This is a genomic window from Agrobacterium sp. 16-2014-1-2a, assembly GCF_053522705.1.
Genome location: NZ_JBNWBX010000009.1, coordinates 166,697 through 180,715 on the forward strand (window position 1 = coordinate 166,697; position 14,019 = coordinate 180,715).

Below are 14,019 nucleotides of genomic sequence, written 5' to 3' on the forward strand. Positions count from 1 at the left end.
CCCGGCCGCCCGCCCAGACAGATCAGCCTTCGATCAGCTTTATCTTTTCAGCGGCCTGATCGAGCGCGGCCTTCGGCGTCATCTGACCCGACAGGGCGCCCTGGATAGCGTCCTGGATCGCCTTGGAAATCTTCGGCCATTCAGGCGAGGGACCGCGCGGCTGCGCATATTTGAGTTGCTCGATAAAGGTCTTGAGCGCTTCGTCCTTCAGCGCGTTGCCGGTGGGCGGAACGGGAATATCGGAACGCGCCGGCAATTGCCCGAAGTTCTTGAACATGTCCTTGTCCTGCGAGGCGAAAAATTCGATGGCCTTGAAGGCTTCGGCGGGATGTTTGCTCTTGGAGAAGATCGCCCAGTTATAGTCGCCCATGGCCGAAGACCGCGGCGCGTCCGGCGTCGGAACCGGCAGTAGCGTCACGCCCCAGTCGAACTTGGCGTCCTTGAGCATGCGGTCGATTTCCCAAGGACCGGAGATCGCCATGGCCGCGTTGCCGGCGTTGAAGGTGGCGGTGGAATCCCACTGGCTGCGCGTCAGCGTATCCGGCGAGGCCAGCTTTTCACTGAGAAGGGTCTTCCATGTTTCAAGCGCCTTCACCGCGCCATCGGTATTAATGTTTTTGTAGGTGGCGCCGGCCATCTGCGCCCATGGCAGAAACTGGAAGGTGCCCTCCTCGTTGGCCTTGGCGCTGAAGCTGATGCCGTAAACATTCTTGGCGGGGTTGGTCAGCTTGCGGGCAGCTTCCACAAGCTCGTCCCAGGTCTGCGGCGGTTTTGCCGCATCGAGACCGGCTGCCTTGAACAGGTCCTTGTTGTAATAGAGCGCAATCGTATTCGTCGCCTTCGGAACGCCGAAATATTTGCCGTCCCAGGTTACGGATTTCAACGGACCCGGAAAATAGTTTGCCGTCTTGATGACGTCCGACTTCGCAATCATATCCGTCACGTCAAGAAACGCGCCACGTGCGGCGAACATGGCGTGGTTTGGGTTGTCGATGGCGATGATATCGGGCGCGTTGCCGGTCGAGTAGGCTCGCATGGATTCGCTCACCACATCATCGAACTGCAATTGCCGGTATTCGATCTTGATGCCGTTATTGAGCTTGTTGAACTCGTTTACCAGGTTGGGTGCCGGCTGGATGTCCCTGTCCAGCGACCACAGGGTCAAGGTGACATCTTCCGCATGCGCCACCATCGCACCGGCGGATACGCCTGCCAGAACAAGCGCACCGGCGATCATGCATTTCGCGATACCCATAATAATCTCCTCCTCTTGGTTATCGTCTCTGCAATTACTGGAAGCCTTCTCCCAAAGGCTTCCATTCCTTAGGTGGGATCGACGACAAAATCGCCGCCCCGGCAATGTTTCAGATAGTTCAGGCCGTGTACCTGTCCCGTCATTTCCAGCGCGTCGCGATAGACGGGGTCATGCCAGCCTTCGATGTCGATCGAGCCGGACCAGCCGGCCAGGCGCAGTTCCGAAATAATGTCCGTCCAGTTGCTGTCGCCGAAGCCCGGCGTGCGCATGAAGACGAATTTTTCCTTGCCGAAAATCCCATGCTCACGAATGACATCCCAACGAATGGTCGCATCCTTGCCGTGCACGTGGAAAATCTTGTCCGCCCATTTGCGGATCTGCGGCAGCGGATCGATGAGATAAACCATCTGGTGGCAGGGTTCCCACTCGATGCCAATATTGTCGTCCGGCGTTTCGTTGAACATCAGTTCCCACGCATCCGGATTATGGGCGATGTTCCAGTCGCCGGTCTGCCAGTTGCCGTCCATGGCGCAATTTTCAAAGGCGATCTTCACGCCCTTGTCCGCTGCGCGTTTGGCAAGCTCGCTCCAGATTTCCTTGTAACGGGGCAAGCTCTCGGGCAGCGGCTTTCCGCGCAGGCGGCCGGTGAAACCGGCAACGCAGGTGGCACCGAAGTGATGGGCATTGTCGATGCAGTCTTTCCAGCCCTGCAAGGTCTGAAGGTCGATTTCCGTTTCCTCCAGCGGATTGCCGAACATGCCGAGCGTGCCGATGGTGATGTCGCGGTCACCGATCGCGTCAAGTGAACGCTTGCCAAGCTCGGCAAGGTCCTGGCCGTTAGTCGTCTGCCAGAAGAACGGTTCGAAGCTTTCGAAACCAAGATCGGCTATCTGCCCGATGCGTTCAGCCGCCTGTCCCTTGGTGGCGCTGACCATGGTGCCGATGCGGATGGATTTTGCCGGATTGCTCACGTCTGTCGGTCCTTATGCTGCGATGGAAACGCGCTGGCCGATGCGGGCGCTTTCAATCGCGCCGATCACCATTGCCAGGCTGTTGATGTTGTCGAAGGAGGCCGTTTCCGGCATCTGGCCGGTACTGATGGATTGAAGAAACGAGAGTATGACGCTGGCGTGGCCGTGCGTATCCTTCTCGGAAATACTGTCGGAAACGTTTACGGTCTTGAATCCGCGTAGAAGACCCGGATCTTCGCCGGCGACGGATGCGGAGAAATTGTCTTCGCCGTCCCAGAGGATCATTCCCTTGGAGCCAATCAGCCGCCAGCGGGCTTCCCAGCTGGTTCTTTCGCCTTCCGCGCACCAGGAGCCGCGATAGGTAAAGACCACATCGTTGGAGAATTCGAATATGGCATTGGCGCTTGCCCCGTGGGCGTACCAGGAGCCTGCCGGATTTTTCTCCACGCAAAACACGGAGAGCGGCTTTTCATCGGCGACGAAACGCGCCGCATCGAAAGTGTGGATCGCCATGTCGAGAAGAAGAACGTTCTTCATCTCCTCGCGGAAACCGCCGAAATGGGGTCCGAGGAAAAAGTCGCAGTGAATGGCCGTCAAATCACCGATAATGCCGTCTTCCACGGCCCGGCGCAGCCTCCGGATGCCGGAGATAAAGCGCCGGTTTTGCACCACAGCATGAATTTTTCCGGCCTTTTCCGCCAGCTCCACCAGCTTTTCGGCTTCTTCCATCGAGGCCGCAAGCGGCTTTTCGCTGAGCACATGGCACCCGGCTGCAAGACCGGTTTCAACCACGGCATACCGTGCCTGCGGGATGACGACATCGAACAGGATGTCGGCTTTGGTCCGTGCGAGAACATCGCGGAGATCGACGCCGATGATGACGTCGGTGAGGGAGAATTCTTCGGCAAGCGCGCGTGCCGTGTCTTCGTTCAGATCGACGAAGCCAACGATCTTGATCGCGCCGAGAATGTCCGGCGTCGATTGAATGGCGCGCAGCCAGCCTTTGGCCATAGCTCCGCACCCGCATAAAACGGCATTGTATGTCATCTTCTCTCCCCGGTCTCTGGGCAAACTCCTCTTTGCGCAGAGCGTCGTAAACGTTTACGACACTAGGATGATCATGTTAGATATGTCAATACCGTTATTGGGGACGCATATTTCGTACCCGGCTCAGGAGGGGGAGTGCATGAAAGGAATTCGTCAGCTTGCCGATTATCTGGAGATATCGATAGGCACCGTTTCCCGTGCCTTGAACGGCAAGCCCGACGTTAACGAGGAGACGCGGCGGCGTGTTCTGGAGGCGGCGGAAAAACTTGGCTATGTCGCAAACCAGTCAGGCCGCAGCCTCAGGCAGGGGACGACTAACGTCATCGGCCTGATGACCGGCAGCGACGCGCAGACGGTGGAGAACTCCGACAACTTCTTCATGGGAGTGACGGATGGTTTGCAAAGCGTGTTTTCCGCTCACAATCTCGATCTTATCGTTCTGCCGTGTCCCGGTGAGGAAGACCCGGACGAATATCTAAAGCGCATGGTGGCGCGCCGCATGGTGGATGCGATGATCATTTCCTCGACCCGCCGTGTCGATAAGCGTGTCGATTTTTTAAAGCAGACCCGCTTGCCTTTCGTAACGCTCGGCCGCACCTCTTCCAGCGCCGATCATGCGTGGATCGATCTCGATTTCGAGGAGGTTGCGCGCAGTGCCGTCAACCGGCTCGCCGCTGCCGGCCATCGCACCATTGCGGTTGCCGCACCCGATAGCGACGTCAATCTCGGTTATGTTTTCATGGACGGGTACCGGCGCGGACTGGAGGAGAACGGCATTGCTTACGATCCCTCTCTGGTCATCCGAGCGAAATCGAGCGAGCAGGGCGGATATCACGCCGCCAGCGAGTGGCTACAGATGCGGCCGCGGCCAACCGCGCTTGTGCTGATCTATGAGTTGATGGCCCTTGGCCTTTATCGCCGTCTCGCGGAAGTGGGTTTGAGACCGGGACGGGATCTTGCGGTCATCGGTTTTCGCGATGGTCCACGCGGCCAGTTTCTCGAACCGCGATTGACCAGTTTCCGCATGTCCCTGCACGATCTCGGCGTAATGGTCGCGCAGACGCTTCTGTCTACAATGCCGGCCTATGCGCCGTTTTACCCAAATCAGGCGCGTTACTGCGTCTGGCCGATGCAGCTTGTCGCCGGAGAGAGCGACCCAGGCCCCGCATCATTATAGGCGTGGCGTCAAAGCTTGTGGTCTCGAATGGTCGCAACGCCGAACGGATTGAATTTATATTCGTCCTCCTCATACCGCGTGTCATCGGACAGGTCGGCACGACGATCCTTCACGGCCGCTTCAACGCCGTCGCGGGTCATTTGATCGGCGATATCGTCAATCAGCGCGGCGATCTTCAGCTGCTCGCTATTGGTTGAGGGCTGCTGCTGGTCTTTTCGGGTGAAGTGTATCTCCACGTCAGGCAATCCGACCAGATGAAAGCCGACGCTCCCCATTCCGTCGGCATCGCCGCCGATGGGCCGGCGCGCGAAGGCTAGACGGCAGGTTCTGGCGAATGCCAGGGCGTCGTTTGCGGCCGCGTTACGGCGCGACTGTTCGAAGAGTTCCTTCCACCGCTGCACGCCATGGGCAACGCCGGCGCTTTCACCCTTTACGGCAACTGCGCCACTATCGAGCATGTGGTGCACGAACATCAGGGCTTTACCGCAGGTCGCCACGGCTGTTTCCGCGGCCATTGACGGGCCGAGCACATAAAGAACCGAGCCGTGGCCTGCAACTGCCTCCTCGTCACTCTCATGATAGGCGTCCGGCTCGACACGATCCCAGCAGACATTGAAGGAGCGTTCCATCCTGTCGTCCGGTTCATCCTGCGAATAATCCTCATCGAGACTGAAATCGCCGGCAAATTTATCGATAGCGGCGCGAGCGCTCTGCCGCAGCGCTGCCAGACCATTTTCCGGGCCGAGAAAACAAAGGACATGGCGGGGTTTGTATTCGGAGCGGGATTGGGCAACTGCCGGAACGTTGCTCGCGGCCTTGCCGACAGACGGTCTTCCCAGCACAAGGCCACCTAAAAGCGCGAGAACGCCACGACGCTCTGAATTCATCCCATACCCCCCACGGCTCCCCTAAACAGGATCGAGGACTTTTATACCGGTACGGGCAAGTCTGACCATATCAATTACGTTGATCTATTTTTTGCAGGGCCCGACTTTTCGCAGGCGAACAGCAAAGCCTCAAGGTTGCGGCAACAACACGCCGACGGCGAATTCTTCGTCCGTTGTCGTGTGGCCAATCTGCGTCTTGCGATATTCGCTGGGGCTGAATCCGCGCTCGGCACGAAGTGTGCGGGAAAGGTGTGGGGCATCGCAAAACCCGGTGGCGAGCGCAATCTGGGTGATCGGGTCCCGCGTGGTGCGCAGGAGGGAAAGGGCGCGGTCGAGCCGCAGCTCAAGATAGACCTTGGAGGGCGTTGCCTTCAGGTCTCCAAGGAAACGCCGTTCGAGGCTGCGTCGGCCAAGGCCGAGATCGCGCGCGAGTTCCAGCACGGTTCTCGGAACCTCGATGTTCTGCTGCATGCGCAGGATCGCCTTTCTCACCAGGGGATCGGTTGCCGTTCTGGTGCTCTGCTGGCCGGGCTGGGGTTTTTCGCCGCTGAGCGCACTGTCGATCATCATTATATTGAGGCTTTTGATGGCGGCCGACTGGCCGACATGGCGCTCCACAAGGAACGCGGCCAGATGCGCAGCACCGTGGCCACCCGAACAGGTCAGGCGGTTGCGATCTATGACGAAGAGCTGGTCGGAGACCATCTGCTCGGCGTCGAAACGGTCGAGAAAATCCTGATGGTGGAACCAGCTCACGCAGCAGCGATAACCATCCAGCAGGCCGGCTTCATGTAGAATGAAAACGCCGGTGCAGAGTCCGATAAGGGGAGTGCCCGCTGCCGCACGGTCTTTCAGGAACCGCAATGCCTCCGGCGGCAGGGCGCTGTGGTCGCTGATCAATCCGCCGACAACAACGATATAGTCGTAATGCACGGCGTCGATGAGCCGCGTATCCGGTTGCACCTTCACACCACAGCTCGACTGCACATTGCCGAGGGTCGCCGACAGCACGGACCATTCGCACAGGATCGGCCGGGAACGGTCAGCCTCATCGGCAGCAAGACGCAGCACATCGACGAAATTGGCGAAGGCCGACAGCGTGAACCGGTCGGCGAGCAGGAAGGCGACGCTGAGGCGTTTCTTGGCGCGATGAGAGCTCATGGCGCAAATATTCACGCAATCAGACGCGATTGTCCAGCCCGGCCGCTGTAAATCTCCGTAGGCTTTTGAATACCGAGAGTTCCAACCAGCAGGCCCGCTCATGACGCGTTTTAATGCCTTCAATCTCCTGCGGAATGCCCTGACCGGCCACAAGAACTGGGACGAGCAATGGCCTGACAGCCAGCCAAAAGCCGAATATGACGTGGTCATCGTCGGCGCCGGCGGCCATGGTCTGGGTGCGGCCTATTATCTGGCCAGCCAGCACGGTATCACCAATGTCGCTGTCATCGACAAGGGCTGGCTTGGCGGCGGCAATACCGGCCGCAACACGACCATCATCCGCTCCAACTATCTCTACGACGAAAGCGCGCGTCTTTACGATCACGCCGTCGATCTGTGGGAGAACTTGAGCCAGGAACTGAACTACAACGTCATGTATTCGCGGCGCGGGGTGCTGATGCTCGCCCATAATGTCCACGATGTGCAGAGCTTCAAGCGCCACATCCATTCCAACCGTCTGAACGGTGTCGACAATCGCTGGCTCACCCCGGAAGAATGCAAGGAATATTGTCCGCCGCTGAGCATATCGCCAAACGCCCGCTACCCGGTGATGGGCGGTGCGCTTCAGGAACGTGCCGGCACGGCGCGCCACGATGCGGTTGCCTGGGGTTATGCGCGCGGTGCTGCTGCCCGTGGCGTCGATATCATCCAGAATTGCCCGGTCACCGCCATTCGCCGCAATGCCGACGGGTCCGTCGCGGGTGTCGAGACGGCGCGGGGTTTCATCAAGGCGAAAAAAGTTGCGGTTTCCGCTGCCGGCCACACCTCGGTGGTCATGGATACCGCAGGCGTGCGCCTGCCGCTCGAAAGCTATCCGCTGCAGGCTTTGGTATCCGAGCCGATCAAGCCGATCTTCCCCTGCGTGGTCATGTCGAATGCGGTTCACGCCTATATCAGCCAGTCCGACAAGGGTGAGCTGGTGATCGGTTCGGGTACGGACCAGTATACCTCTTATTCGCAGCGCGGCGGCCTGCCGCTGATCGAACATACGATCGCCGCCATCGTCGAAATCTTCCCGATCTTCAACCGCATGCGGATGCTGCGCAAATGGGGCGGCATTGTTGATGTCACGCCGGATCGCTCTGCCATTCTCGGCAAGACGCCGGTCGACGGGCTTTATGTGAATTGCGGCTGGGGCACGGGTGGTTTCAAGGCCACGCCGGGCGCTGCCCACACCTTCGCCTGGACCATCGCGAAAAACGAACCGCACCCGATCAACGCGCCTTTCACGCTGGAGCGTTTCCGCTCCGGCCGCCTGATCGACGAGGCCGCCGCCGCTGCCGTGGCGCACTGAGGAGCTAACCCATGCTGCTGATCCGTTGCCCCTATTGCCATGAAACGCTGCCCGAAGCCGAATTCACCTATGCCGGGCAGGCCCATGTCGTGCGTGCGGCCGACCCCTCATCTCAGAGTGATGAACAGTGGGAAGAATTCCTGTTCATCCGCGAAAACGCCAAGGGTCCGCATTTCGAGCGCTGGCGGCACCTGCATGGCTGCGGTCGCTTCTTCAATGCGGTGCGCGACACGGTGAGCGACCGTTTCCTGACGACCTATCGCGCAGGCGAGCCGCGTCCTGATCTCTCCTCCCTATCCAGCGCACCAGCCAGCTCCGAGGTGTCGAAATGAGTTCCTATCGCGTTCCCGGCCGTGGCCGGGTGGATGCCGCCCGCTCGGTAAGCTTCACCTTCGATGGGAAGACCTATCGCGGCGTAAAGGGGGATACGGTCGCCTCCGCGCTTCTCGCCAATGGCGTACATCTCATGGGCCGCTCGTTCAAATACCACCGCCCGCGCGGCCCTGTAGCGGCGGGTTCCGAGGAGCCGAATGCGCTGATGGGCACCCGCCGCGGCTCCGGCCGGTTCGAGCCAAATACCCGCGCCACGGTGCAGGAAATCTGGAGCGGGCTGGAAACCACCTCTCAGAACAAATATCCCAGCCTGAAATTCGATATCGGCGCAGTCAACGACATGGCCTATATGCTGTTTTCGGCGGGCTTTTACTACAAGACCTTCATGTGGCCGAAGAGCTTCTGGAACAAGGTCTATGAGCCCTTCATCCGCGCGGCGGCCGGTCTCGGCGTCTCGCCCACGGAAGAAGACCCCGATACCTATGCCTCGCGCAACCTGCATTGCGACGTGCTGATCGTCGGCGCCGGTCCTGCGGGTCTTGCTGCGGCGCGCGCAGCGGCGGTCGATGGTCTCAAGGTCGTGCTGGTGGACGAAAATGCCGAAGTCGGCGGGACGCTGCTGTCCGAGCCGCAGGCGCAGATCGACGGCCAGTCAGCATGGAACTGGCTGGCGGACGAGTTGAAGGCGCTGAAGGAGCGCGGCGTCAGGGTCATGAACCGCACGACGGCGATTGCCTACTACCACCAGAAGATGATCGGCCTTTGCGAAAAGCTGACCGACCATCTCGAATCCATGCCCAAGGACATGCCGCGTGAACGCCTGTGGCGGGTGCGGGCGCGCCATGTGGTGCTGGCGCAGGGGGCTCTCGAAAAACCGCTGGTCTTCCATGGCAACGACCGGCCGGGCGTGATGCTGGCGGGCTCCGCCCAGACCTATCTGAACCGCTATGGCGTCAAGGTCGGCAACAGGCCGGTGGTGGTGACGAGCCATGACAGCGCCTGGTATGCCGCCTTCGATCTTCATGGCGCAGGCGCGCGGGTGCAGGCCATCGTCGATACCCGTGCGAAGGTGCGCGAGGAACTGGTGAACGAGGCGCGCGCGCTCGGCATTCCGGTGCGGCTGTCGCATACCGTGACGGCGACTTCGGGCCGGTTGCGTGTGAAATCAGTCCGCGTCAATCCGGTGAATGGCTCCACGGTCGGCGCGGGGCAGGAAATCGCCTGTGATGCGTTGCTGATGTCTGGCGGCTGGACGCCGTCGCTGCATCTGTTTTCCCATACGCAGGGCAAGCTTGTCTGGGACGATCAGCGGACCACCTTCCTGCCGGCCATGACCAATGAGGATTGTGCAATTGCCGGCGCCGGGCGCGGGCTTTGGGGCATTGAAGCGGTGCTGAAGGATGGCGCCGAGCATGGCCGGAAGATCGCTGCAGCCCTGGGCAAGACGGGCGATACCCGCGACTATGCGGTGGAGCACGACCGCACCGGCAGCGGCGTATCGCTGACGGAATTGCCGAGCGATCGCGACGCCGGCAAGGCCAAGGCCTTCGTCGATTACCAGAACGACGTGACCGCCAAGGATCTGCGGCTGGCCGTGCGCGAGGGCATGCGCTCCATCGAGCACGTCAAGCGCTACACCACCAACGGCATGGCGACCGATCAGGGTAAGATGTCCAATATCAACGGCCTCAACATCGCGGCGGAAGCGCTCGGCAAACGCCAGCCGGAAGTCGGCCTCACGACCTTCCGCCCACCCTACACGCCGACGACCTTCGGCGCTTTCGCCGGTTATCATCGCGGCCAGCATTTCGAGGTGACGCGCAAGACGCAGATCGACAGCTGGGCTGAGGAGCATGGCGCGGTTTACGAGCCGGTCGGCCAATGGCGGCGCGCCTGGTACTTCCCCAAACCAGGTGAAGACATGGATGCGGCAGTCGGCCGCGAATGCCGGGCGGTGCGGCAAAGCCTCGGCATGTTCGACGCCTCGACGCTCGGCAAGATCGAGGTCGTCGGGCCGGATGCGGTCGAGTTCATGAACCGCATGTACACCAACCCGTGGTCGAAGCTCGCGCCCGGCCGCTGCCGTTACGGCCTGCTTCTGGGTGATGACGGCTTCATTCGCGACGACGGCGTCATCGGCCGCATGACCGAGGATCGCTTCCACGTCACCACCACCACCGGCGGTGCGGCAAGGGTGATGAACATGATGGAAGATTACCTCCAGACCGAATGGCCGGATCTCAACGTCTGGCTGACTTCCACCACCGAGCAATGGTCTACCATTGCGCTGAACGGCCCGAATGCGGCAAAGCTGCTCGCTCCGCTGGTCGAGGGCGTCGAGCTGACGGAAGAGGCTTTCCCGCATATGTCCTGCGCGGAATGCACGGTGGCCGGCATGCCGGCGCGGCTGTTCCGGGTGTCGTTCACCGGCGAGATCGGCTTCGAAGTCAACGTGCCCGCGCCGCTTGGCCGCAAGCTCTGGGAAATCCTGTGGGAGGCCGGCCAGCAATACGGCATCACCGCCTATGGCACGGAAACCATGCATGTGCTGCGTGCCGAAAAGGGTTACATCATCGTCGGCCAGGATACCGACGGCACGGTCACGCCCTATGATGCCGCGATGGGCTGGGCCGTGGGCAAGACCAAACCGGATTTCGTCGGCAAGCGTGGCCTCGCGCGCCCCGATCTCGTCGCCAAGGGCCGTCGTCACCTCGTCGGTCTTCTGACCGAAGACCGCTCGAAGCTGGAAGAGGGCGCGCAGATTGTCTTCGATCCGAAGCAGCCTATCCCGATGAAAATGGTCGGTCATGTCACCTCATCCTATCATTCGGATGCGGTTGGCCAGCCGATTGCGCTGGCGCTGGTCGAGGGCGGCCATGAGCGGATGGGAGAGACCGTCTATATTCCGATGCCCGAACGCACGATTGCCGCAAAAATCACCGGGATGGTCTTTGTCGATCCCGAAAACACCCGCCTGAAGATCTGACCCGGAGATGACAATGAACATGCGCGTTTCCTCCCCCGTTCCCGGCACGCTGGCCGAGAGCAAAGCAGCCCGGGTCAGCATATTGGCCGCGCAAGGGCGGCTGTCGCTGCGTGCGCGCGGCGATCTGGTACCGCTCAATACAGCCCTTGGCCTGACCTTGCCCGACCGGATCGGCGCTCGCACTGCTGCAGGCGAAATCGAGGCCGTGCGCCTTGGCCCCGACGAATGGACGATCCTTGCTCCTGTTGGCGCGGTCGACGGGGTGATCGCGGCCTGCGCTGGCGTTTATGCCGGCCATCCGCATAGTCTCGTCGATATTTCCGGAAGGGAAGTGACGCTCGCGATCAAGGGGCCGCTCGCCGCCGAGCTTTTGACACTCGGCTGCGCCCGCGACATCGACACCATTCCGGTTGGCGAGGCCCGCAGAACGATTTTCGATGGCGTGACCGTGGTGCTGTGGCGCGATGCGCCGGATGGTTTCCGTATGGATATCTGGAACAGTTTCGCGCCGCATCTCGGCCATTTGCTTGAAACCGGTTGCAAGGAACTTGCCGCCGAAATCGCCTGATCCTTGAGGAGGAAACAATGCTCAACCGTCTGTCCCATAATGCCGTTTCGGATACGGTGATCGCCGACGCCATCGCCGAGGAACTCGATCGCCAGAAAACCCAGATCGAACTGATCGCTTCGGAAAACATCGTGTCCGCCGACGTTCTGGCGGCGCAAGGCTCGGTGCTGACCAACAAATATGCCGAAGGTTATCCCGGCAAACGCTACTATGGCGGCTGCGAATTCGTCGACAAGGTCGAGCAGGTCGCCATCGACCGGCTGAAGCAACTTTTCGGCGCGGAGTTCGCGAACGTTCAGCCGCATTCCGGCGCGCAGGCCAATCAGGCGGTGTTTCTGGCACTTCTTCAGCCGGGCGACCGGATCATGGGGCTTTCGCTGGCCCATGGCGGCCACCTGACCCACGGTTCGCCGGTCACCATGTCGGGCAAGTGGTTCGATGTCGTCTCCTATGAGGTGGATGCCGAGACGCATCTGATCGATATGGAAAAGGTTCGGGCAAAGGCACTGGAAACCAGGCCGAAGCTGATCGTCGCAGGCGCCTCGGCCTATCCGCGCCAGATCGATTTCGAAGGCTTCCGCAAGATCGCCGACGAGGTTGGCGCATGGCTGATGGTCGACATGGCCCATTATGCCGGCCTGATCGCCGGCGGCAAATATCCAAACCCGGTGCCGCACGCCCATGTCGTCACCTCCACCACCCACAAGACCCTGCGCGGCCCTCGCGGCGGCGTGATTTTGACCAACGATGCCGATCTGGCGAAGAAGCTGAATTCGGCCGTCTTCCCCGGCAATCAGGGCGGCCCGCTGATGCATGTCATCGCCGCCAAGGCCGTGGCCTTCGGCGAGGCGCTGCGACCGGACTTTGCCGACTACGCCGGTCAGGTCATCGCCAATGCACAGGCTCTGGCGCGAGTGCTGACGGAAGGCGGTCTGGGGATCGTTTCTGGTGGAACCGACAGCCACATGGTTCTGGTCGATCTGCGTCCGAAGGGCGTTACCGGTAAGGTTGCCGAAATCGCTCTTGAGCGGGCAGGCCTCACCTGCAACAAGAACTCCATTCCCAACGACCCGGAAAAGCCCTTCGTCACCTCGGGCATCCGGCTCGGCAGTTCGGCCGGCACCACGCGCGGTTTCGGCGTGGCCGAATTCGAGCGGATCGGCGTGCTGATCCTGCGCGTCATCGACGCGCTGGCTGTCAGCGCCGAAGGCAATGCTGAGATTGAGGCGAACGTGCGGGCCGAGGTTGCAGCGCTGTGTGAGGACTTCCCGATCTACGGCGCGTAACACGCTATTATCGGTCTCGTTAGCCATGATCGGGCAGGGCGGCATCACCGCCAATGTGCCCGATCGCTGATCCATCAAGGGGAGCAGGATTTGACCAGCTATGTCATGAAAGTCTCGTGCCCGGCACGAAGCGGCATCGTTGCCGCCGTGTCCGGATATCTCGCGCGGTCAGGCTGCAACATCAACGACAGTTCGCAATTCACCGACCTGGAAACGGGCCGCTTTTTCATGCGGCTGAGCTTCGTTTCGGAGGAAGGGATGGAACCCGCTGCTCTCGTCGCAGGGTTCGCTTCCGTCGCCGCCGATTTCGACATGGAATACGATATCCATGATCTCTCGCGGAAAACGAAAGTCGTGATCATGGTTTCACGCTTCGGCCATTGCCTGAACGATCTACTCTATCGTTCCCACATTGGTGCATTGCCTGTGGAGATTGTCGCTGTCATTTCCAATCACCTCGAATACCAGAAGCAGGTAGTGAACGAGGATATTCCCTTTCACCACATTCGCGTCACGCCGGAGACGAAACCGGAAGCCGAGGCGGCCATACTGCAGGTGGTGCGCGATGCAGGCGCGGAACTCGTCGTGCTGGCGCGCTACTTGCAGGTTCTGTCGGAACGGCTGTGCCAGGAAATGTCTGGCCGCATCATCAACATCCACCACTCCTTCCTGCCGTCCTTCAAAGGCGCAAACCCTTACAAGCAGGCCTATGAGCGCGGCGTGCGACTGATCGGCGCGACGGCCCATTACGTCACCGCTGATCTCGATGAAGGCCCGATCATCGAACAGGACACGATCCGTGTCACCCATGCCCAGAGCGGGATGGATTATGTGAGCCTCGGGAGAGACGTGGAAAGCCAGGTTCTGGCACGCGCCATTCATGCCCATATCCATCACCGTGTCTTCCTCAACGGCAACAAGACCGTGGTGTTTCCCGCTTCGCCGGGTGAATATATGTCCGAACGAATGGGCTAAGGTTGGGGCGCGGTTGCCG

At 60.6% G+C, this 14,019-nt stretch carries 12 protein-coding genes; 7 read left to right on the forward strand and 5 right to left on the reverse strand.

All coding sequences use genetic code 11. From position 1 onward, the window contains the following. Positions 1 to 22: 22 nt before the first annotated feature. The 3 genes from ACQZ45_RS22595 to ACQZ45_RS22605 all read right to left on the reverse strand — a co-directional run bounded on the left by ACQZ45_RS22595 (position 23) and on the right by ACQZ45_RS22605 (position 3,273). On the reverse strand, positions 23 to 1,255 hold the full coding sequence (locus ACQZ45_RS22595) for an ABC transporter substrate-binding protein (RefSeq protein WP_025595104.1): 1,233 nt from the start codon (positions 1,253 to 1,255) through the stop codon (positions 23 to 25). A gap of 68 nt (positions 1,256 to 1,323) precedes the next feature. Then, positions 1,324 to 2,226, reverse strand: a complete 903-nt coding sequence (locus ACQZ45_RS22600; protein WP_045019392.1) for a sugar phosphate isomerase/epimerase family protein — start codon at positions 2,224 to 2,226, stop codon at positions 1,324 to 1,326. A gap of 12 nt (positions 2,227 to 2,238) precedes the next feature. Further along, positions 2,239 to 3,273 (reverse strand): Gfo/Idh/MocA family protein, encoded by a 1,035-nt coding sequence (locus ACQZ45_RS22605; protein ID WP_112949020.1) that lies wholly within the window; start codon positions 3,271 to 3,273, stop codon positions 2,239 to 2,241. Positions 3,274 to 3,412: 139 nt separating this feature from the next. Between ACQZ45_RS22605 and ACQZ45_RS22610 the strand changes: the two genes are divergently transcribed. Beyond that, entirely contained in the window at positions 3,413 to 4,450 is a 1,038-nt protein-coding gene (locus ACQZ45_RS22610) for a LacI family DNA-binding transcriptional regulator (protein WP_112949021.1), read from the forward strand. Positions 4,451 to 4,458: 8 nt separating this feature from the next. Here the strand turns inward: ACQZ45_RS22610 and ACQZ45_RS22615 are convergent, their stop codons facing one another. Together ACQZ45_RS22615 and ACQZ45_RS22620 are read right to left on the reverse strand one after the other, a co-directional pair. Then, positions 4,459 to 5,337: a hypothetical protein gene (locus ACQZ45_RS22615; protein ID WP_112949022.1), complete on the reverse strand. Its 879-nt coding sequence runs from the start codon at positions 5,335 to 5,337 to the stop codon at positions 4,459 to 4,461. A 129-nt stretch (positions 5,338 to 5,466) separates the two neighbouring features. After that, complete coding sequence (locus tag ACQZ45_RS22620; protein WP_019566906.1) at positions 5,467 to 6,498, reverse strand: GlxA family transcriptional regulator; 1,032 nt, start codon at positions 6,496 to 6,498, stop codon at positions 5,467 to 5,469. A gap of 100 nt (positions 6,499 to 6,598) precedes the next feature. On the opposite strand from ACQZ45_RS22620, the gene ACQZ45_RS22625 reads away from it, so the two are divergent. The 6 genes from ACQZ45_RS22625 (at position 6,599) to purU (ending at position 14,000) form a co-directional block, all read left to right on the forward strand. Continuing rightward, complete coding sequence (locus ACQZ45_RS22625) at positions 6,599 to 7,852, forward strand: sarcosine oxidase subunit beta family protein (RefSeq protein WP_003518155.1); 1,254 nt, start codon at positions 6,599 to 6,601, stop codon at positions 7,850 to 7,852. An 11-nt stretch (positions 7,853 to 7,863) separates the two neighbouring features. After that, the gene (locus ACQZ45_RS22630) at positions 7,864 to 8,184 is read left to right on the forward strand and encodes a sarcosine oxidase subunit delta (RefSeq protein ID WP_013762264.1); all 321 of its coding nucleotides are present in this window, start codon (positions 7,864 to 7,866) and stop codon (positions 8,182 to 8,184) included. Then, positions 8,181 to 11,171: a sarcosine oxidase subunit alpha gene (locus tag ACQZ45_RS22635; RefSeq protein WP_448742560.1), complete on the forward strand. Its 2,991-nt coding sequence runs from the start codon at positions 8,181 to 8,183 to the stop codon at positions 11,169 to 11,171. Before ACQZ45_RS22630 ends, ACQZ45_RS22635 begins: the two co-directional genes overlap by 4 nt. A gap of 13 nt (positions 11,172 to 11,184) precedes the next feature. Further along, positions 11,185 to 11,739: a sarcosine oxidase subunit gamma family protein gene (gene soxG, locus ACQZ45_RS22640; protein ID WP_065687423.1), complete on the forward strand. Its 555-nt coding sequence runs from the start codon at positions 11,185 to 11,187 to the stop codon at positions 11,737 to 11,739. 17 nt (positions 11,740 to 11,756) lie between these two features. Then, complete coding sequence (glyA, locus tag ACQZ45_RS22645; protein WP_448742561.1) at positions 11,757 to 13,025, forward strand: serine hydroxymethyltransferase; 1,269 nt, start codon at positions 11,757 to 11,759, stop codon at positions 13,023 to 13,025. A 90-nt stretch (positions 13,026 to 13,115) separates the two neighbouring features. Then, on the forward strand, positions 13,116 to 14,000 hold the full coding sequence (gene purU / locus ACQZ45_RS22650; RefSeq protein ID WP_448742562.1) for a formyltetrahydrofolate deformylase: 885 nt from the start codon (positions 13,116 to 13,118) through the stop codon (positions 13,998 to 14,000). Positions 14,001 to 14,019 lie beyond the last annotated feature (19 nt).